General features: G+C 41.6%; 23 protein-coding genes and 1 tRNA gene. 5 read left to right on the top strand and 19 right to left on the bottom strand.

Features of this window, described 5'->3' with window-relative positions:
• Positions 1–28: 28 nt before the first annotated feature.
• Complete coding sequence (locus OFO07_RS02785) at positions 29–805, bottom strand: TOBE domain-containing protein (protein ID WP_270870863.1); 777 nt, start codon at positions 803–805, stop codon at positions 29–31.
• Positions 806–991: 186 nt separating this feature from the next.
• On the opposite strand from OFO07_RS02785, the gene OFO07_RS02780 reads away from it, so the two are divergent.
• The 4 genes from OFO07_RS02780 (at position 992) to OFO07_RS02765 (ending at position 4924) form a co-directional block, all read left to right on the top strand.
• Positions 992–1702: an MlaA family lipoprotein gene (locus tag OFO07_RS02780; protein ID WP_270870862.1), complete on the top strand. Its 711-nt coding sequence runs from the start codon at positions 992–994 to the stop codon at positions 1700–1702.
• Between the two features lie 2 nt (positions 1703–1704).
• Entirely contained in the window at positions 1705–2292 is a 588-nt protein-coding gene (locus tag OFO07_RS02775) for a Tgt2/MlaC family protein (protein ID WP_270870861.1), read from the top strand.
• Positions 2293–2295: 3 nt separating this feature from the next.
• The gene (locus tag OFO07_RS02770) at positions 2296–4788 is read left to right on the top strand and encodes an efflux RND transporter permease subunit (protein WP_270870860.1); all 2493 of its coding nucleotides are present in this window, start codon (positions 2296–2298) and stop codon (positions 4786–4788) included.
• 38 nt (positions 4789–4826) lie between these two features.
• Positions 4827–4924 (top strand) — tRNA-Sec (locus OFO07_RS02765).
• Positions 4925–5099: 175 nt separating this feature from the next.
• Here the strand turns inward: OFO07_RS02765 and trxB are convergent.
• The 18 genes from trxB to mqnP form a co-directional block, all read right to left on the bottom strand.
• Positions 5100–6041 (bottom strand): thioredoxin-disulfide reductase, encoded by a 942-nt coding sequence (gene trxB, locus OFO07_RS02760; protein WP_270862209.1) that lies wholly within the window; start codon positions 6039–6041, stop codon positions 5100–5102.
• Between the two features lie 81 nt (positions 6042–6122).
• Positions 6123–6440: a thioredoxin gene (gene trxA / locus OFO07_RS02755; protein ID WP_270862210.1), complete on the bottom strand. Its 318-nt coding sequence runs from the start codon at positions 6438–6440 to the stop codon at positions 6123–6125.
• Positions 6441–6518: 78 nt separating this feature from the next.
• Positions 6519–6857 carry a YraN family protein gene (locus OFO07_RS02750; protein WP_270864814.1) on the bottom strand — a complete coding sequence of 113 codons (339 nt, stop codon included), beginning with the start codon at positions 6855–6857 and terminating at the stop codon, positions 6519–6521.
• Positions 6857–8122, bottom strand: coding sequence for a homoserine dehydrogenase (locus OFO07_RS02745; protein ID WP_270870859.1), 1266 nt, complete (start codon positions 8120–8122; stop codon positions 6857–6859). The genes OFO07_RS02750 and OFO07_RS02745 overlap by 1 nt, the downstream gene beginning before the upstream one ends.
• Positions 8119–9330, bottom strand: a complete 1212-nt coding sequence (locus OFO07_RS02740; protein ID WP_270862213.1) for an LL-diaminopimelate aminotransferase — start codon at positions 9328–9330, stop codon at positions 8119–8121. The genes OFO07_RS02745 and OFO07_RS02740 overlap by 4 nt, the downstream gene beginning before the upstream one ends.
• Position 9331: 1 nt before the next feature.
• Entirely contained in the window at positions 9332–10087 is a 756-nt protein-coding gene (locus OFO07_RS02735; protein WP_270870858.1) for a hypothetical protein, read from the bottom strand.
• On the bottom strand, positions 10081–11031 hold the full coding sequence (locus OFO07_RS02730) for a hypothetical protein (RefSeq protein WP_270870857.1): 951 nt from the start codon (positions 11029–11031) through the stop codon (positions 10081–10083). The genes OFO07_RS02735 and OFO07_RS02730 overlap by 7 nt, the downstream gene beginning before the upstream one ends.
• Positions 11024–11704: a 23S rRNA (guanosine(2251)-2'-O)-methyltransferase RlmB gene (gene rlmB / locus OFO07_RS02725; RefSeq protein WP_270864809.1), complete on the bottom strand. Its 681-nt coding sequence runs from the start codon at positions 11702–11704 to the stop codon at positions 11024–11026. The genes OFO07_RS02730 and rlmB overlap by 8 nt, the downstream gene beginning before the upstream one ends.
• Positions 11705–11739: 35 nt before the next feature.
• Positions 11740–12555, bottom strand: coding sequence for a 16S rRNA (cytidine(1402)-2'-O)-methyltransferase (rsmI, locus tag OFO07_RS02720; protein WP_270870856.1), 816 nt, complete (start codon positions 12553–12555; stop codon positions 11740–11742).
• Positions 12556–12756 carry a 50S ribosomal protein L31 gene (gene rpmE, locus OFO07_RS02715; RefSeq protein WP_270858428.1) on the bottom strand — a complete coding sequence of 67 codons (201 nt, stop codon included), beginning with the start codon at positions 12754–12756 and terminating at the stop codon, positions 12556–12558. It lies immediately after the preceding gene.
• 71 nt (positions 12757–12827) lie between these two features.
• Entirely contained in the window at positions 12828–13484 is a 657-nt protein-coding gene (locus OFO07_RS02710; RefSeq protein WP_270870855.1) for a 16S rRNA (uracil(1498)-N(3))-methyltransferase, read from the bottom strand.
• Positions 13484–13981 carry a hypothetical protein gene (locus OFO07_RS02705; RefSeq protein WP_270870854.1) on the bottom strand — a complete coding sequence of 166 codons (498 nt, stop codon included), beginning with the start codon at positions 13979–13981 and terminating at the stop codon, positions 13484–13486. The genes OFO07_RS02710 and OFO07_RS02705 overlap by 1 nt, the downstream gene beginning before the upstream one ends.
• Positions 13981–14166, bottom strand: coding sequence for a hypothetical protein (locus OFO07_RS02700; protein WP_270858431.1), 186 nt, complete (start codon positions 14164–14166; stop codon positions 13981–13983). Before OFO07_RS02700 ends, OFO07_RS02705 begins: the two co-directional genes overlap by 1 nt.
• Positions 14166–14747, bottom strand: a complete 582-nt coding sequence (locus OFO07_RS02695; RefSeq protein ID WP_270870853.1) for a 6-pyruvoyl trahydropterin synthase family protein — start codon at positions 14745–14747, stop codon at positions 14166–14168. The genes OFO07_RS02700 and OFO07_RS02695 overlap by 1 nt, the downstream gene beginning before the upstream one ends.
• On the bottom strand, positions 14744–15493 hold the full coding sequence (locus OFO07_RS02690) for a 7-carboxy-7-deazaguanine synthase QueE (protein WP_270871064.1): 750 nt from the start codon (positions 15491–15493) through the stop codon (positions 14744–14746). Before OFO07_RS02690 ends, OFO07_RS02695 begins: the two co-directional genes overlap by 4 nt.
• Before the next feature lie 2 nt (positions 15494–15495).
• Positions 15496–16461: a GTP 3',8-cyclase MoaA gene (gene moaA / locus OFO07_RS02685; RefSeq protein WP_270865852.1), complete on the bottom strand. Its 966-nt coding sequence runs from the start codon at positions 16459–16461 to the stop codon at positions 15496–15498.
• 82 nt (positions 16462–16543) lie between these two features.
• The gene (locus OFO07_RS02680; protein ID WP_270870852.1) at positions 16544–16903 is read right to left on the bottom strand and encodes a hypothetical protein; all 360 of its coding nucleotides are present in this window, start codon (positions 16901–16903) and stop codon (positions 16544–16546) included.
• A gap of 9 nt (positions 16904–16912) precedes the next feature.
• Entirely contained in the window at positions 16913–17782 is an 870-nt protein-coding gene (gene mqnP, locus OFO07_RS02675) for a menaquinone biosynthesis prenyltransferase MqnP (RefSeq protein WP_270870851.1), read from the bottom strand.
• 127 nt (positions 17783–17909) lie between these two features.
• On the opposite strand from mqnP, the gene miaA reads away from it, so the two are divergent.
• On the top strand, positions 17910–18788 hold the full coding sequence (gene miaA / locus OFO07_RS02670; protein WP_270871063.1) for a tRNA (adenosine(37)-N6)-dimethylallyltransferase MiaA: 879 nt from the start codon (positions 17910–17912) through the stop codon (positions 18786–18788).
• The last annotated feature ends 178 nt before the right edge of the window (positions 18789–18966 follow it).

The following is an 18966-nucleotide window of genomic DNA, read 5'->3' as shown; positions in this document are numbered from 1 at the left end:
TTTTAAATTTTAAAATTTATCGCTCAAATCACACGCCGATAATGATATCATCAGGCTCTATGCACGCCATCACCTCATCGCCCACGCCCAAATTTAGCTCATTTGCGCTTTTGCGCGCGATTATGGCGATTATGTTTTGATGACCTGCGGTATCAAGGCAAATTTGAGCGTTTTTAATGCCGATTTTGACATCACTGATTTTGCATTTCACGCCGTTACACTCGCCCAAATTTTCGCCTTTTAAAATTTTCACACTTGGGGCTTTGAAAATTAGCAAAACCTCTTTGCCAGGCCTTAATTCTAGGTTTTTTTCACTTTCTATTGTGATTTGCGCGTCTAGCTTCTCGCCACCTGAAAGCGTGAGTGTGATTATGCTATCGACTGCGCCTCTGCTAATCTCGCTAATAACGGCGTTTAATTGATTTCTGGCTGAGAGTTTTATGCCGATTCTTTCAAGTCCGATTAAATTTTCATCGCTGATATCATCAGCCTTTAAAATTTGCTCCAAAAAGCTATCACCAACCCTGCTGATGATATCATAGGAGCGAATTAGGCTTTTAGCATAGTCAGTGAGCTCCGAGCCACTATTTTTTTTCGAGCCTTGCGCGCGAGAAATCAGAGGCTTTTTGCTGGCGTTGTTTATCAAATTTAGGCTATCCCAGCAGTTTTTATAGCTAATGCCGATTTTTTGGGCGGCTTTGGTGATTGATTTAGTTTCACCCACAGCTTTTAGCAAGGCGATATGGCGTGAAATCAGCGTCGTATCCTTGCTAAGATAAAGTTCTAGCGCAAATTTAGCGTTCATAAATTTTCCTTTTTATTTCATTTACTTTTTATGATTTTGTCTGTATAAAATAATATATTTAAAAAGCTTAAAAATACCTTTTTATGGGATTTTATTTTATTATTTTAATTTTAATTTCACACATAGACAAAAATTTACTTAAATTTTGTAAAATCGCCCTTTCGATTAAATTTAAAAGGATAATGGTTGAAATTTCATAGAGCTTTTTTATGCGCTGTTGCGTGTAGCTGTGCGCTGTATGCCACCGATACTAGCGCCGAGATTGATGAGTTTGACGCCGAGTATAGTCAAAAGGAAGTTTTCGATCCGCTAAGTGGCTATAACCGCGTAATGACGGGCTTTAACGATGTGTTTTACCGCTATTTGGTGACACCTGTGGCCACAGGCTATGATTATGTCATGCCAGATCCCATACAAGGGGCGTTTGCGAACTTTTTCCACAATCTAATGTATCCAATGCGCCTGACAAACAACCTTTTACAGGGCAAATGGGAAAATTCTTGGGACGAGACAAAGAGATTTTTGATAAACACCACAATCGGTTTTGCTGGGCTTAGCGACGCAGCGACTTTGCATTTTAACATACCGCGCCACGATGAGGATTTCGGGCAGACACTAGGATACTGGGGCGTGCCAGCAGGACCGCATATCGTGTGGCCGATACTAGGGTCTAGCAACCTGCGCGATACTTTCGGGCTTGTGGGCGATTTTTTCACCAATCCGATAAATTATATCGACGATAGCACCGTGAGTATGTCGGTAAATGCGTTTAGGATTTTTAACGATTACTCTCGCGATCCTAAATTTTACGAGAAAATGACAAGCGGGGCTGTGGATTTATATCCATTTTTACGCGATGCTTATGAGCAAAGCAGAGAACAAAAAATAAAGGAATAAAAATGAAATTTTTTAAAATTTTAACTTTGGCGTTTTTGCTTTTTAGTTTTTCACACGCTATTAGCGACGCTGATATCGAGCCAGTAATGAGCCAAAAGGTCGCCACAGCAGTTTCGATTATGAGGGACGGCGCGCTCGCAAAGGACGCTAAACCAGCCAAAATTTTCGCCCTATTTGATGAGTATTTCGACTATAAACAAATGGCAAAACTATCCCTTGCCAAGCATTATGCGAACCTTTCAGACGCCCAAATCGCCGAGTTTAACAAAGCTTATGAGGCGCATTTGAAACGCTCATTTATTGATAAACTCTCGCTTTATACCGACCAAGATATGAAAATTTTAAGCAAAGAAGCTCCAAGCGAAAAAAGACGGGTGCTAAAAACGCAAATCATCGGCGAGGATAAAAACTACGCAATAGATTTTAAATTTTTCCCAAATAACGGCGATTGGCGCATTTACGATGTCGATATCGTGGGCGTTAGCCTAATCCAAACATATCGCTCACAATTTGGCGATGTCGCGCAAAATTTGGGCTTTGACGAGCTATTAAAACGCCTTAATGCGACCGTAATCGAAAGTGGCAAATAACGCTTGAAACGCATTTTTCGCTTAATTGTCAAATTTCCAAAGAGTGTTTTAGCGCTGTTTAGCGCTCTTGCGCTCTTTTTTGGTTATTTTTGCACGCACCTGCAAATCGACGCTTCTAGCCAAACCCTGCTTTTAGAAAACGACAAGGATTTAGAGATTTGGCGCGAAGTTAGCGCGAGGTATGCTACGCCGAATTTTTTCGTCGTGGCATACACGCCCTCGCAAGACTTGCTAAGCAAACAGACGCTATCAAACATAGCAGAGCTTAACGCCAAATTTAGCGCGCTAGATTTCGTTGATAGCGTGGTGGATTTGGGAAATGTGCCACTTTTGTTAAACAAAAAGGGCGATTTGAGCGAGCTTTTAAAACATATCCCCACGCTAAAAGACGCAGATATCGACCTAGCCGCTGCTAAAAAAGAGCTACTAACTAGCCCATTTTACGCTTCAAATTTAGTCAGCGCGGATTTTGGCACGACTGGAATTTTGATAAATTTAAAGCCAGAGAAAAAATACGAAGAGCTACTTCGTGCGCGAGATAGTGCGAAAAACGCCCTAAATTTGGCAAAAAAATCAAATTTGGCGAATTCCGAAATTTCAAATTTAAAGCAAAATTTAAAACTTGCCGAGCAAAATTTCAAAGCTTACAGAGATGAACTTCGTATCAAAGACCACGAAAATTTACAAAACCTTCGAGCCATAATCACCGAATTTTCTAGCGCGCACCCTAGCGAGCGGCTGTTTTTGGGCGGTATAAATATGATAGCCGATGATATGATAAGCTATGTAAGAAATGATCTTAGCACTTATGGCGTGGGCGCGCTGGTGCTCTTGCTAGCGTGCTTTTGGCTCTTTTTTAGGCAGGCGAAATTCATCGTGCTTCCACTTATCATTTGCGCTTACTCGGTAATGATTAGTAGCGGGCTTTTTGGGCTTTTGGGCTTTGAAATCACCGTAATTAGCTCGAATTTCATTGCCCTTGTGCTAATCATCACGGTTTCTGTGTGTATCCACCTAATCGTAGCTTACCGCGAATACAGCGCCAGATTTCCTAGCTTTTCGCAACGCCAGCTAGTATATGCGGTCTTGCGCGAGCGGGCTATGCCATGCTTTTTTGCGATTTTTACCACGATTGTGGGATTTATGTCGCTAATCTTTTGCGATATTAAGCCTGTAATTTCGCTAGGAATTATGATGAGCGTGGGAATTGCGTGCTCGCTAGTCGTGGTGTTTTGCCTCTTTGGCGCGGTGATGAGCATATCTAAGCGCACACACAATAATCGCAGTTTTGAGAAGCAGTTTCGCTTCACCCATTTTTGTGCGAATTTAGCCCTAAATCACAGAGGCAAAATTTACGCAGTTTGCGCGCTAGCTGTTTTGGCTGGGATTTTTGGGATTAGCAAATTGCGTGTGGAAAACAGCTTTATCGGATATTTTAAGGAAAATACCCCGATTTATGCCGGTATGGAGGTCATCGACACCAAGCTCGGTGGCACGATTCCACTCGATATCGTGATAAAATTCCCAAAATCGCAGAGCGCGCCAAGCGAGGAAATGGACGAATTCGAGGCTGAATACGCCGCGAACGAAAACGACCCAAAATACTGGTTTAGCTCCCAAAAAATGCGCATTATCAATAAAACTCACGCATTTTTAAAAGACCAAAACATTAGCGATCACAAATTTATCGGGCAAGTAAGCTCTCTAAGCTCGCTTTTGCAAGTCGGGCGCGAGATAAACTCGGGCGAGGAGCTAGATGATTTAATGCTAGCGCTAATTTACTCCGAACTGCCTGAAAACTACCGAGAAATGGTGCTTTCGCCCTATGTCAGCATAGAAGAAAATGAGGCGCATTTTAGCGTTCGCACGATTGATAGCGATCCAAATTTGCGCAGAAATGAATTTTTGCAAAATTTGCAAAATGATTTAAATAAATTGCTCGCAAATGACGGCGTAAGCGCGCAGGTAAGCGGTATAATGGTGCTTTATAACAACATGCTCCAAACCCTAATGAGCTCGCAAATCGGCACGCTTGGCATTACGGTTGGGGTTTTGTTTGTGCTGTTTTGCTTGATTTTCCGCTCGCTAAGCTACGCATTTATCGCGATTGTGGTAAATCTAATCCCGCTTTGCGTATGCTTTGGGATAATGGGGATTTTGGGCATTCCGCTAGATATTATGAGTATTACGATTGCCGCGATTAGTATCGGTATCGGCGTAGATGATGTCATACACTATCTATTTCGCTTCCGACGCGAGTTCGCGCGCACGCAAGATAGTGCAGAAGCAATCCGCGCAAGCCATGCTAGTATCGGGTATGCGATGTATTACACTTCGTTTGCGATAATTCTGGGATTTAGCGTTATGATGATAAGCAATTTTTGGCCGACGATTTATTTTGGGCTTTTGATCTGCCTTGTAATGGCGCTTTTGTTGCTTGGCGCGCTCATAATCCTGCCTTCACTCTTAATGAGCAAATCTAGGTTAAAAATTTAATCTAAAATCAAATTTAGCCTGCTATAATGGCGAGTTTTGGAGAGGATGATGACCTGGTGGCGTCTGCGGACTTCAAATCCGATAAGAGGGCGGTTGACCGCTTTCTGGGGGGTTCGATTCCCTCACTCTCTCGCCAAAATTTAAATTTCAAAATTTCAAATTCTTAGCGCAAAATTTTCCAAAATTCACAATTCTGCAAATTTTATACGAATTTAAAATTTAAACTTAGTATTTTTGAAAAATTTTAAATTTACATAAACCCCAACCACAAGGTGTGGCTGGGATTTGAAATTTAAGAATTTAAAATTTGATTAATTTGAGTGTTCTAAGTATGAAATCACGCCAAGGGCGGCTGTCGCGCCGTCTGCGGCTGCACAAACGACCTGTTTTGGCGCATCTATGCGCAAATCACCCGCCGCAAAAAGACCTGGCAGGCTTGTTTGCATTTTTAGATTTACCACAACCTTGCCCTCGTCGTTCATATTGCAGATAAAATCGCCGTTTTCGTCCCTTAACACGCTGTTTCGCACATCAAGCCCCACGAAGGTAAAAATCCCGGGCAGGCTCAATTCTCTTTTTGCGCCTGTGTTTTTATCGCTAACGACGATACCCGTTACTCCGCTATTATCGCCTTTGATCTCATCGACGATTGCATTTGTGATAAGCTCGATTTTTTCGTTATTTTTGACCTTTTCGATAGTGTTTGGCGTAGCGCGGAAGCCGTCTCTTCTGTGGATTAGATAGACTTTCGAGCAGATATTTGCTAGATACAGCGCCTCTTCGAGCGCAGTATTTCCACCGCCAAGGACCGCTACTTCTTTGTTTTTATAGAAAAATCCGTCGCAAGTAGCGCATGTGCTAACCCCGCGTCCGAAAAACTCGTCCTCGCCCTTGACCCCTGCTCTGCGAGGTTTCGAGCCAGTGGCTACGATTACAGCCTTGGCACGAGCGGTTTTGCCACCCTCTAAAAATATGCTAAATGCGCCGTCTTCGTCCTTTTTGATACGCTCGACGCTTATCATTTCGTGTTTGAGCCCGAAGCGAAAGCACTGCTCCTGCCATGGCGCCATAAAGCTCATGCCGTCCATCACGGTCGCTACGCCAGGGTAGTTTTCCATTTCAGAGCTACTTGTGATTTGCCCACCTGGCATACCCATTTCATACATTACGACATTTTTAAGTCCGCCCCTTGTGGCGTAAAGTCCCGCACTTAGCCCAGCTGGACCGCCACCGATGATTGCTAAATCTAACATTTTTTCTCCTTTGTTTTATTTTTTAATCAAATTTAGGGCTAAATTTCAGTGAAAAATAAAAAGGGCTTTCGCCCTTAAATTTTAAAGTAATGAGTTGATTTTATCAGTGATTACTTGTTTTGATTGCGCGCCGATTAGTTGAGCTGCAACTTCGCCGTTTTTGAAAAATAGCATAGTTGGGATCGAGCGAACGCCAAATTCTACTGCCAAATCTTGCGCCTCATCGGTATTTACCTTGCAAATTTTAGCTTTACCCTCAAACTCGTTTGCTAGCTCGTCGATGACAGGGGCAATCATACGGCATGGTCCGCACCATGGAGCCCAGAAATCAACTAACGCAACACCCTCGCCTACTACATCTTTGAAATTTGCAGATGTAAGTTCGATATATTTTCCCATAAATTCTCCTTTAAATAAATTTGGTTGAAAATCGGACTATTATAGTTTTACAATATTAATGAAAGGTAAAAATTTGGGTTATAATGAAATATTATTGATAAAATTTATCCGTTGCGGATAAATTTCAATTAAATCAATCTGCCAATCATCGCAAATTTCATTTGTCAAAATGTAATAATCAATCGCCTTTAAAATTTTGCTCATCTTCGCAGGCGTTACACGGCTAGCAGCGCAGTAATCGCCACTAGTCGCCTTAACCTCGATAAAATGCAAAATTTCATCTTTGCTCGCGATGATATCAATCTCGCCAAATCGTGAGTGAAAATTTCGCGCGATTATCTTAAATTTATTCTGCTCTAACCACCCAGCAGCCCTATCCTCGGCAGAAAATCCAAAGAGATAATTTTTTAGCCCCATTACTCTTCGATTCTAATCATAAATGGTCGCTGTATGATAAACTCCTGCGCGTCTAACTCGCCCATAGCGCGCTTGACATCGGCCTCTAAGCTCGTGTGAGTGGTGAAAAACAGCGTAACGCACTCTTCGGTTTTTTGCTTTGGTTTTTGCAAAAAGCTATCAATTGAGAGGTTGTTTTCGCTTAATATATTTGTGATTTTAGCCAAAACGCCCTTTTCGTCTTTAACACGAATTCGCAAATAATACTTCGTGCGAATTTCACTCATAGGCGAAATCACAAAATCATTTTCAAGCTCTTTTTTATAGCCTAAAATCGGGCTTTTGTTACCGCGAGCTATATCGATTAAATCGCTTATAACTGCACTTGCCGTAGCCCTGCCACCAGCTCCTGGGCCATAAAACATACTCTCGCTCATACAATCCCCAAAAACGCTCACGCCGTTCATCGCCCCACCGACCTTAGAAAGCATTGCGTTTTGCGGGATTAGGGCTGGATGGACACGAAGCTCGACACGGCTTTCGTCAATGCGTTTTGCAATCGCCAAAAGCTTGATTACATACTCAAATTCGTGCGCGAAATATATATCTTCTTTGCTAATCCTATCAATACCTTTAATCAAAATATCCTCAGGCCTACCTTGCGCCCCATAAGCAATGCTAGCTAGGATTAGCAGTTTGTGTGCTGCGTCAAATCCGCCTATATCGAAGGTCGGATCAGCCTCAGCATAACCTAGCTCTTGCGCCTTTTTTAGCGCGTCTTCAAAATTTTCGTTTTTTTGCATCATATTTGTGAGAATATAATTGCTAGTGCCGTTTAATATACCAATGATTTTTTCGATTTTATTCGCACTTAAACCCTCACGCAAAGCCTTGATTATCGGAATTCCACCAGCTACGCTAGCTTCGTAACCAAAAGGCGTGGAGCCGGCTAAATTTTCAAGCTCATATCTATGATAAGCCAAAAGTGCCTTATTTGCGGTAACGACAGCCTTTTTGCGTTTTAAAATTTCACTAACTATCTCATAAGGCTTTTCGACCCCGCCCATGAGTTCGACAAAAACATCGATATCATCGCGGTTTATGACTGAATTTAAATCATCGCTTAGCGAGATTTTGGCACTGCGCTTTTTGCTTAGATCTCGCACCACGCCGATAACTGGCTCGATTTTAACCCCAGCGCGCGCAGTGATTAACTTTTCGTTTTCGATGAGTATGTTTGCTACCTCGTTACCGACGGTTCCGACGCCTAAAATCGCTACTCTCATTTGACCTCTTTAAGATATTTTTTGATATTTCGCGCTGCTTGGCGGATTCTATTTTCGTTTTCGATAAAGGCGATTCGCACATAATCATCTCCCGCACTTCCAAAGCCAATTCCAGGGCTAACAGCCACGCAAGCCTGTGTTAGAAGCTGTTTTGAAAACTCCATGCTCTTTAATCCAGCGCATTGTGGAGGCAGTTTTGCCCATGCAAACATGCTAGCTTGTGGGGTCGCAATCTCCCAGCCTGCGTTGCCAAAGGCTTCTAGCAAGACATCTCTTCGTTTTTGATAAGTAGCCCTTATCTCGTCAATGCACTCTTGCGGGCCATCAAGCGCGATTGTAGCGGCGACTTGGACTGGGGTAAACATACCATAATCAAACCACGATTTTATCTTTTTAAGCGCGGCAACTAGGCGTTTGTTTCCGCATACAAAACCCACGCGCCAGCCAGCCATATTGTAAGTTTTCGATAGTGTGTATGCCTCAACTGCGACATCTTTGGCACCATCGACTTCAAAGATACTTGGAGTTTTGTATCCATCGAAGCTAATCTCAGCGTAAGCTATATCGCTGATGATATAAAATCTCTCTTTTTTTGCCATTGCTACAAGACGCTCATAAAAGCTCTTTTCGACGGTTACGGTTGTTGGATTGTGTGGGAAATTTACCACGACATATTTTGGTCTAGGAATACTCTCGTCAAATGTTTTTTGAAGCTCTATGAAAAATTTATTCTCGTCAAATTCCAAAGTTTGCGTATCATAGGGCAAAGGGATTTTCACCACATTTCCGCCTGCGATAATGAAGGCTTGGGTGTGGATCGGATAGGCAGGATCTGGGACTACGGCTACATCTCCAGGGTTGATTATCGCGCTTGTTAAATGCACAAAACCCTCTTTCGAGCCCATTGTCGCGACGATTTCGCTATCTGGATCAAGCATGACGCCGTATTTGCGCTTATACCAGTTAGCACATGCCAAGCGAAGTTTGTAAATGCCCTGACTTACGCTATATCCGTGAGTTTTGTCCTTTTGCGCGCTTTCGCAAAGCTTGTCGATGATGTGCTGTGGCGTGCGGCCGTCTGGGTTACCCATAGAAAAATCGATTATATCATCGCCCTTGTGGCGTGCTGCCATTTTAATCGCATTGACCTCAGCAAAAACATAATTAGGCAATCGCTCGATTTTGCCAAATCTAATCTCGTCAAACATCTCATCCTCCTATAAGTTTGATTTCTAAGCCTTGTTTGATATTTTCCCCAGCAAATGCGTCGCAAAGGTGCATATAATGCGCATTTGGCGGGAATTTAATCTCCAACTCTTTTACTTTTGCCTCACTGATTTTATTTGAAATTTCGTCTAAATTTTTGTCATAAAAGGCTATGTTTGGATACCAAACCTGCGCGCCTTTGGTTTTAACAACTGCTTTTTTGGTGTTTGCGATATTTATAAAATAGCTACTTTTTAGCTCGTTTTGTTCTTTGTTTGTGAGTAAATTCATACTCTCAAAATTCAGACGAAACAGCATTACATCGCCTAAAATCATAAAATCCTCGACATAAATTTTATGCTTTTTAAGCTCAGTATAAATCGCGCCTGGATCGATCATACGGTTTGTGCGCAAAAGTATGCTTCTTAGCTTTTCGCCCTCGTCTAAATTTAGAAAAGCTAAATTTTTGTAATTCTCTAAATTTAGCCTGTCAAAGACCAAATTTAGCGGTTTTAAAAGAAATTTTGAATTTTGCTTCGTAAGAAATTTTATCTCAATCCCGCGCGCCCTATCGCTTGGAGTAAAATTTAAAATTTGGTTTTTTTCTAAAATTTTGCTTATCTTTGCAAGGTCGGCAAAGCCGTTTTTATCGCTCAAATCTTCACTTGCGTTGATATCGTAACGCGCCAAAATTTCGCTAGGGCTCGCACAAAAAGCCAGCCCCAAACAAAACGCGAGCGCGAAAACGATTTTTACCACTTTTTACCCTTATTTAGCCGAATAAACTCTTCGTTTGAAATTTTGTTTATTTCGCCGTTTTTGATGTGGAGTTTGATTGTGTTTTTCTCGCTAAATTTCACTGGATCGCCTGGCTTTCCTATGTCAAACATACCATGCCCAGTAGCGATCAAAAGCTCGTCGCTAGCACTTAGCGTATAGCTTTCGGTTGTGACAAATTCTCGTTTTTTGCCGGTAGTTAAATTTATTATTCCTAGCCAAATTTTAACATGCGGTGTGAGTTTAAGCTCGTCGCTTGGGCTAAATTTCGCGCTTGTGTTATTATCGCTAGCATTGCTATCACTTGCGTTTGCGTCGCTTGCATTAGCCTCTGCTTTGATGATTTGTATGCTTCGATCTAGCGCATTTGGCGCACTTGCGTTGTAATCGCTGGCGCTATAAGCACTAGCGTTAAATTCCAACGCGCGCGGCGATTCATAAGGCTTGATGCCTACATTTTCTAGCTGTTTTTGCGTATCGCTAACCACGCTATTATCGGAGTATGTGGTACTGCTCTCTTCATTTAGCGCAGAGCCTAAAAATTCGTTAAATTTCTTATGAAGCTCGAAATAAAAAATCGCAGCGATTATCAAAAATATCGCCACTAGCCATATTATCCAGCCTCCACCCTCTCTTTTGCTACCGCTTGCACGCGCATAGACCTTTTCGACATGAGCTCTTTTGTTTGGTTCGAAACTAGCCTTTGCAGCCCTAAACTCGCTCAACCACTCGCTCAAATCCAGTCCAAATTCGCGCTCTAAAATTTTGATATATCCAGCGACATTGAAATTCGCAAGTTTTTGAAAATCTTTATCTAAAATCGCTTTTAAATTTTCCACTTCGATATGCGTTACATTGGCGACCTCGCCTAAATCCATGCCTCGCAAACGCTCTAAATCTAGATCTTTTTTTTCCTTCTCATCCATTTAAAATCCTATCACAAAGTATCGCAAAAGCGGCGCTTACATTTAACGAATCCCAGCCCTCGCGCATTTTGATCGATACTTTTTTATCGCATTTTTTAAGCACTTTTGCAGGGATTCCAAACCCCTCGTTACCCATGACAAGCGCCCTTTTTTTGGCAAATTTAAGCTCTTTGAAATTCTCTCCGTCCGCACTAGCAGCGCAGATTTCAAACCCAGATTGTTTTAGCTCGTTTAGCGCACTAAGCCCGTCAGCGAGCCTAACTACATTTAGCTCATACGCAGCACCCGAACTAGCCCTTAAAATGCCTTCGATGTTTAGATTATTTGCGACAATTATCACGCTATTTGCGCCCAAAGCGTAAGCCGTGCGCATAATCGCGCCGATGTTTCCTACATCGGTCAGCCCATATAAAACGACCAAAAATTCATCGTTTTTCACACTCGCAAACTCAGCGAATTCAAACTCGCTAACCTCGGCTAAAAAACCTTGATGATTGCCACCATGCGCCAAAGCTTGGGCTTTTTTGCTATCTACGCGCTCGACTTTGACGCCAGTGCGCGCAATACGGCGAAAAATATCGCTCTCGCACTCCTTAGCAAGCATAATGCGAACAAATTTTTCGCTATGGTGTTCTAAAATATGTAAAAATAATTGTTTTCCGTAAATAATCATTTTGCGATTTTAGCAAAAAATGGTTAAGAGATGCCTTATTTTATCAAATCGTTGTAGATTTCTTTGACAGATTTTCCAGTGATTTTGGCAAGCAATTTTGCCTTGATTTTGGGTGAAATTTCAAGGCTTTTAATGTCGTTTTCGGTGATTTTTTCGAAATTTGCCTCTTTTGCACCAGCTACCACCACAGCCCACTCGCCGTTTAAATTCGCGGTTTTTAGGGCGAGGGCTAACTCTTTTGCGCTGCCAAAAAATTTGGTTTCAAACTTTTTACTCGCCTCTTTTATGGCGAAAATTTGGCGATTTTCGTCTAAATTTTCGATACCGCAAACAAGGCTTAAAATTCGCTTTGGCGATTCGTAAATCACGCATGGATAGGGGTTTTTGAGCATGTTTTCTATGGCGATTTTGCGCTCTTTGCCAGTATTTGGCAAAAAGCCTAAAAAGCAAAATTCCTTTTCCACTATCCCGCTAGCCGCGACTGCTAGCAAAAGCGCGTTTGCCCCGCTTAAAATTTCGTATTCAATGCCGTTATTTTGGGCAAATTTCACAAGCGCAATCCCTGGATCGCTAATGCAAGGCATGCCAGCGTCGCTTAAAAATGCGCAATTTTTTTGGGTGAAATTTGAGGTGTCAAATTTGGCGAAAAATTCGCTTTCGTTGTGCGTGTGAAGCGAATAAAATTCTTTTTGACCGAAATTTATTTGATATTTTTCGCTAAGTAAGTTTAGAAGTTTTTTACTAAATCTTGTGTCCTCGCAGATAAAAATCTCGCATTTGGTGAGTATTTCAAGGGCATGGGTTGAAATGTCAGCGAGATTTCCTATCGGCGTAGGAACGAAATAAAGCAATTATTTCATTCCGTATTTTTGTTTGAATTTCTCAACACGACCCGCGCTATCTACGATTTTTTCGCTACCTGTGAAAAATGGGTGGCAGTTTGAGCAGATATCTACACGGATTTCTTCTTTGTTTGAGCGTGTTTTAAAAGTGTTGCCACAAGCGCAAGTTACGGTTGTTTCAACATAATTTGGGTGAATATCTTTTTTCATTTTAACTCCTTGCAAATTTTAAAAGGTCGCGATTATACAATAAAATTTTTAAAAAATCAAATTTGACTTTTTTAGAAAATAAGCCTTGCGCAAGCAGTCATTATCGCGGTATTTGAGCGCAAAATATATGGTAAATTTAGCTCGTAAGATTTGCTAAATTTTTTGCGTTCATTTTCGGAAAATCCACCCTCTGGGCCTATAAAAGGAATCTCGTTTTTATCAAAAATCTCCAAACTTTTGCCCTCAAAGTCAATCAAAACCGAATTTGGATATTTAGCCAAAAGCTCGTCCGAGCTAGATAAAATTTCAAGCTCTATGATAGAATTTCGCCCGCACTGACACGACGAATTTATCAAAATTCGCCCCATGCGCTCCAAATCCAGCCTAATATTTTTTTGCGAAAAATCGCTATAAACGAAAATGATTTTTGCCACGCCCATTTCATTTAAGCTAGGAAGTGTTTTTTCGATTACGCTTGGCTCGACCACCGCCCAAGCAAGGCAAAATTCGTGCTTTGGCGCGATAACGGAGTTTTTAAAAACCAAATTCGCTACCGCGGTTTTGCGCGAAATCTCGGTAATTTCATAGATATAATTGCTCTCATCGCGCAAATTTCTAAAATCCACTCTATCGCCCACGCTAAGGCGTCTAGCGCGCAAATGAGAAAAATTTTCACCCGAAATTTCTAAAATTTCGCTTCCTGCGTTTTTATCATAAAAAAATACCATTATATAAAACTCACTATCAAAATTATCGCAAAAATTGCGCCCAAAATTTTACCTATTTGCGCGCGGTAAATTTCAAATTTTTGCCCCAAAAATGCGCGTTTAAGGCGTTTGTATCCCACCGCGCACAGCCCCATTATGCACACTGCGCCCACGCACATTAGCCCCACGCTCACGCTCACGCTAGCCATTACTGGCAACATTACAGCCCCAGTTGTTACAATCGCTGCCAAAACAGCGTAATACACGGGCAAAAATTTGCGAATTCTAGCTAAATATTTTCGCCCATTAAAAAGCTTTTTGCGCGCTTTTATCCCCCTTAAATTTCGCAAAGCAGGAAATTTCACGACGCCGTTTTTCTCGGCTGAATTTAAAGTGTAAAATTTAATGTTTTTATCGATTTTAAGGCGCGTTAGAGCAAAATACACAATCGTAAGCACGCCAAAGACAAAGGCGAAAAATTTATGAAAGCCTAGCGCGCTAGCAAACATATACTCCATTACTCTACCACTGGTTCTGGCGGGAGTTGCGGGTTGATTTGCGGGAGCGGGTCAGGGTTTGCGATGCTCACATCACTAGGCACCTCGCTAGATACAGGCGGCTTTTCTAGCACCTTTTCTTCCTCTTCTTTGCACCCCGTAAAAAGTGCTAAAACCGCAAAAATACCCAAAATTTTCGCTCTCATTAGCAATCCTTTTCGTAGCTAAAATTCACGCCATTTACGAGCTTTTCAAACATTTTTTTATCCCTCCACTCAGCCATTACGCCAGGGGAAAATTTAATATCTTCTAGCTCGATTTTGCCCATATTTTCGTTATCAGCGTCTTCTTCGAAGCACTGCGCATAGCCCGTGGAAGTCTCATGCACGATGACGCTATGAAGCCTTACTCCGCGCTCGCCGTTTTTCATTTCGCTTAGTTCTAAAAGTCTGCGAATTAATATAAAAAATATTCTCGCAAACTGCTCCGCGCTCGCATTTTGCGGGATCTCTATCCAGCGCGCGCTGTATTTTTTCAAATCGTTTTTGTATTCGTCGCTCTCGCCAGAAAATATCGTCGTAGCATGGTCGAAACTATCGATTATATCCCTAATCCCAAGCTTCATATAGCCAAAATCATAGACCATGCCGGCATTATCAAGGTAATTTGAGCTTAATAAAACCTCGCATTTATACGAGTGCCCATGGATACTCTGTCTGCACCTTTGCGACCCGCAAAAGCGCACTATATGAGCGTTTTCGAACTCATACATTTTTCTGATTATCATACACTTTCCTTATCGTTCCAAATTCTAATATGCGCTCTATCGGAGTAATTATAACCATTTTTTATGCAAAATTTAGCGACAAATTCTGCGTTTTGCTCCAACTCCGCCTTGTTTGCGCCAAGAGGCATACAAAAAACCTCGTTATCGCATTCTGCTAAAATTTCGCAAATTTCGGCCTCGGCGTCAAATTCAGGCGAAATTACAAATTTATAAAAGCTATCTTTTGCATTTTTTTTAATCGCTTTTAAAGCCTCGAAATTTAGCCGTTTTTCGCGCGGTTCAAGCGAGTTTGAAAGCTTCGGCGAGATAGCAAAAACGCAATCTTTATAAAACGGGAATTTTTCAAAATCGATTAAAATCGTGCCGTTTGTTTCAAAATGCACCTCGAAATTTAACCTTTGTAAATTTTGGATAAATTCGATAAAAATTTCGTTTTTGTGGTGCAAAAGTGGCTCGCCACCAGTTATGACGACGATAGCATTTTTATATTTTTTCTCTGGCAATTGCTCATAAAATTTTAAAAAAAGTTGGTTTGCGCTAGTGATTTCTTCACTCTCAAAATGCCCCGTCTGCACCGCGCGAATCGTATCACACCCAACCAAAATTTCGCCAGTTTTAATTGAGCGCGCGCTCGCGCCAAATCCAGCGCATTTTAGATTACACCCCGCAAAGCGCATAAACAGCGCAAGCCTGCCTGAGTATTTGCCCTCGCCTTGGATACTTAAAAAGCTCTCTACTAGGCGCAATCTCAACCACCGGTTTGGTAAAATGCACGGCTTGAAATTTCGTTTTGAGCGCCGATTTCCCAGCGATTTTTTTCTGGTTTGTTTTCTAAGACCTGCGCTAAAATTTCGCTAGCTTTTGCGATGTCGCCGGCGCGCACAGCCTCTTTTATGCTTAGGGCGTCCTCGAAATACAAACACGGTATCAAATGCCCCTCTGCGCTCAGTCTTAGCCTATTGCAACTAGCGCAAAAATCGTGTTTGTGCGGATCAATTATGCCAAAAGTGTAGCCGTCATCTAACGCATAAAGCGAAGCTGGGGAGGTGGCTTGCTTTTGAAGTGGTGAAATTTGGTATTTTTCGCCGATAATTTTTAAAATTTCATTTGATTTCACGCCTTTTAAATTTTGCGCGTGAGTGTTTTCCATAAACTCTATAAAGCGAATTTGCACCCCTTTTTCTCTGGCAAATTCGATTAAATGGCAAATTTCATCGTCATTAATCCCACGCAAAACGACGGTGTTTAGTTTGACTTTCAGCCCCACTTCCAGTGCTGCTTCAAGCCCTTCTAAGACATTGTATAAAACGCCCTTTTGAGCGATGTATTTGGCGCGCTCTGGGCGAAGTGAGTCAAGCGACATATTTATGCGTTTTAGCCCAGCATCCGCTAAATCTTTGGCGTAATTTTTGAGATAATATCCGTTTGTGGTAAGGGCCAAATCGATACTTGGCGCATAATCGCTTATCATTTTGACAAATTTTGCTATATCGCGCCTGATTAGTGGCTCACCGCCTGTGATACGGATCTTTTCTATGCCTTTATCAATTGCAACCTTGACGAAGCTAAACATCTCCTCAAAGCTTAGAAGATTTTCCCTAGGCACCCACTCAAATGGGGTGTTTGGCATGCAATAACGGCACCTGAAATTACACTTTTGGGTAACTGAAATTCGCAAATAATTAATATTTCTACCAAATTTGTCGATTAGCATTATAAACCTTAAATTTCTAAATTTCAGCGATTATATATAAATAAAATTCTTTTTGCAAAATTTTATTTTTATATTGATTGGTTTATTTTTTCACGCTTACAAGTAGCTCTTTTAACTGCTCTAAAAGCGGGCGGATTTGCGCCTCGACCCTAGTATCGACCAAAGCTGAAACCCCGCTTAGTCTTTGCTCGATCACCTCATCGATGACATCAGCGACTGCGTTGATATCTAGGCTGGCTACGCCTTTGCCCTCACCCTCAATTATAGCGTGAAGTTCTTCGAGCTTTTTCTTTAACATATAGTTTTCTTGCATGCTATCGGTGATGACCTGATCGAAGCGTTCGAATTTTTTATCTGTCTGTTTGTCCTTGATAAACATAACGATTAAAATCAAAACTATAACTACACAAAGTCCCAAAATAATAAGCATATTTAAATCCACTTTATCTCCTTAAAACAAACTTATCCAAACAAATATAAAGAATATAATACCCAAATATCCGTTTAAAGTAAAAAACGCTCTATCGATTTTGCTAAAATCTTTTTCGACGATTTTATGCTCTTTGTATAAAATCAGCGCACACACAGCCACTCCGATATAGGCAAATGTGCCTAAATTTGCCAGCGCGCAGTATAAAAACCAAAAAATCACACAAATTGCGTGAAAAAGCTTCGAAATGAACATCGAAGCCTCTTTGCCATAACGCGAAGGTATGCTAAATAGCCCATTTTGCCTGTCATACTCCATATCTTGGAGCGAGTAGAGCACATCAAATCCACCTACCCAAAACACCACGCCCAGGCACAGCACCACAGACCAAATCGAAATCGCGCCTGTTACTGCGATATTTCCGGCAATCGGCGCAAGGCCTAGGCAAAGACCTAGCATTAAATGCGCAGTTTCGCTAAATCGCTTGAAATACGAATACGAGCCAAGTGCGAGCAAAATCGGCACGCTAAGCGCAAAAGCAAGACTGTTTATCAAATACGCCACAAACACGAAAATCACGGCGTTTGCTATAATAAATGCAAGCAAATTTTTGCGACCTATTCGCCCATCGACACTAGGTCTTGAAGCACAACGGGGGTTGTTTCGGTCGATTTCTTCGTCCAAATAGCGATTTACGGCCATTGCGAAGCTTCTAGCACTCACGGCGCACAAAATACCCAAAACAAAAAGTCCAAAGCCAAACCACATTGAGCCATTTTGCGCCTTTGAGGCTGTTATCATCGCCACGAAAATAAACGGCAGGGCAAAAACCGAGTGTTTGAAAACTATTAATTCGTTGATATCTTTTAAAATTTGTTTAAATTTTTCCATAAATTCCCTTATTTCGGGCGGTATTTTAGCAAAAATTTGGCAAAAAATCTATTTATAATTAAATTTTTCTATCTTAAATTTGCTAAAATTAGCCCCAAAATTTAATAAAAGGCAAAATTTGAGCGAAATTTTACAACTTGCACTCATTGGCACGACAGCCAGCGGAAAGACGGATTTAGCGCACAAAATCGCCCTAAAAACAGGCGCTGTGATTTTAAGCCTCGACGCACTTTGTGTCTATAAGCTAATCGACATCGCTAGCGCAAAACCTAGCAAAGACGAGCTAGCGCAGGTGCCGTATTTTGGGATAAATTTGATAGAACCAAACGAATATTTTAGCGTGGGCGAGTTTATCAAAGAATACGAAAAAGCGCGCGAATTTGCCGCGCAATCGCAAATTCCACTCATCATCACAGGCGGAAGCGGATTTTACCTAAAATCCATGCTCTCAGGCCTTGCGCCCAAAATCCCAGACGCTCAAATTTTCCCGCAAAATAGCGAAATTTTCGCGCTTGCGCAAAAAATTGATAGTGAGTTTTGCGCCAAATTTAGCGCATTTGATACATTTAGACTGCGCAAATGGTATAGCATTTATGTCGCTACTGGCGAAATTCCAAGCGAATTTTTGCATAAAAATACTGCCCAGCCCGTGATAAAAAATCTCAAAATTTTTGAAATTTTGCGCGAAAAGGACGAAATCAACGAGCGAATCGCGCTTCGAACCAAAAAAATGTTTGAAGCGGGAATTTTAGACGAGGCGAAATTTTTGTTTGAGCGATATGGATATGAGTGCAAATCCCTATCCTGCGTGGGTTTGAAGGAGTGCGGGGAGTATTTGCGGGGCGAAATTTCAAGGGCTAGTTGCGAGGAACTCATCACAATACACACGCGCCAGCTCGCCAAACGCCAGCGCACATTTAATAAATCGCAGTTTGAGGGCAAAATACACGCCCCAAGCAAAATTTTAGAGAGAGAAATTTTAGAATTTTTGGGTAAAAACAGCTAAATTTGACACCAAATCTGTCATTGTAAAAAATGTAGCGCAAGCTATGAGCGTAAAATTTTGTGTCATTGCGAGAAATGCGAAGCATTTCAGTTAAAATAAAACCAGCTAAATTTAAAGCGAAGCTTTAAATTTAGCCACTTCTAAGGTTTTACAGGGGTGGGGGTTGGTAAGGGGGAGG

The sequence above is a fragment of the Campylobacter sp. JMF_06 NA1 genome (assembly GCF_027737785.1).
Lineage (GTDB): Bacteria > Campylobacterota > Campylobacteria > Campylobacterales > Campylobacteraceae > Campylobacter_B.
This window is presented reverse-complemented; position numbering and strand designations above follow the sequence as displayed.

What these genes read in the sequence shown, in the direction of transcription:
- OFO07_RS02785 (WP_270870863.1), bottom strand. Translation starts at nt 805, where the DNA reads ATGAACGCTAAATTTGCGCTAGAACTTTATCTTAGCAAGGATACGACG.
- OFO07_RS02775 (WP_270870861.1), top strand. Translation starts at nt 1,705, where the DNA reads ATGAAATTTTTTAAAATTTTAACTTTGGCGTTTTTGCTTTTTAGTTTT.
- trxB (WP_270862209.1), bottom strand. Translation starts at nt 6,041, where the DNA reads ATGTTAGATTTAGCAATCATCGGTGGCGGTCCAGCTGGGCTAAGTGCG.
- trxA (WP_270862210.1), bottom strand. Translation starts at nt 6,440, where the DNA reads ATGGGAAAATATATCGAACTTACATCTGCAAATTTCAAAGATGTAGTA.
- OFO07_RS02750 (WP_270864814.1), bottom strand. Translation starts at nt 6,857, where the DNA reads ATGGGGCTAAAAAATTATCTCTTTGGATTTTCTGCCGAGGATAGGGCT.
- OFO07_RS02745 (WP_270870859.1), bottom strand. Translation starts at nt 8,122, where the DNA reads ATGAGAGTAGCGATTTTAGGCGTCGGAACCGTCGGTAACGAGGTAGCA.
- OFO07_RS02740 (WP_270862213.1), bottom strand. Translation starts at nt 9,330, where the DNA reads ATGTTTGACGAGATTAGATTTGGCAAAATCGAGCGATTGCCTAATTAT.
- OFO07_RS02730 (WP_270870857.1), bottom strand. Translation starts at nt 11,031, where the DNA reads ATGGATGAGAAGGAAAAAAAAGATCTAGATTTAGAGCGTTTGCGAGGC.
- rlmB (WP_270864809.1), bottom strand. Translation starts at nt 11,704, where the DNA reads ATGATTATTTACGGAAAACAATTATTTTTACATATTTTAGAACACCAT.
- rpmE (WP_270858428.1), bottom strand. Translation starts at nt 12,756, where the DNA reads ATGAAAAAAGATATTCACCCAAATTATGTTGAAACAACCGTAACTTGC.
- OFO07_RS02710 (WP_270870855.1), bottom strand. Translation starts at nt 13,484, where the DNA reads ATGGTATTTTTTTATGATAAAAACGCAGGAAGCGAAATTTTAGAAATT.
- OFO07_RS02705 (WP_270870854.1), bottom strand. Translation starts at nt 13,981, where the DNA reads ATGGAGTATATGTTTGCTAGCGCGCTAGGCTTTCATAAATTTTTCGCC.
- OFO07_RS02700 (WP_270858431.1), bottom strand. Translation starts at nt 14,166, where the DNA reads ATGAGAGCGAAAATTTTGGGTATTTTTGCGGTTTTAGCACTTTTTACG.
- OFO07_RS02695 (WP_270870853.1), bottom strand. Translation starts at nt 14,747, where the DNA reads ATGATAATCAGAAAAATGTATGAGTTCGAAAACGCTCATATAGTGCGC.
- moaA (WP_270865852.1), bottom strand. Translation starts at nt 16,461, where the DNA reads ATGCTAATCGACAAATTTGGTAGAAATATTAATTATTTGCGAATTTCA.
- mqnP (WP_270870851.1), bottom strand. Translation starts at nt 17,782, where the DNA reads ATGGAAAAATTTAAACAAATTTTAAAAGATATCAACGAATTAATAGTT.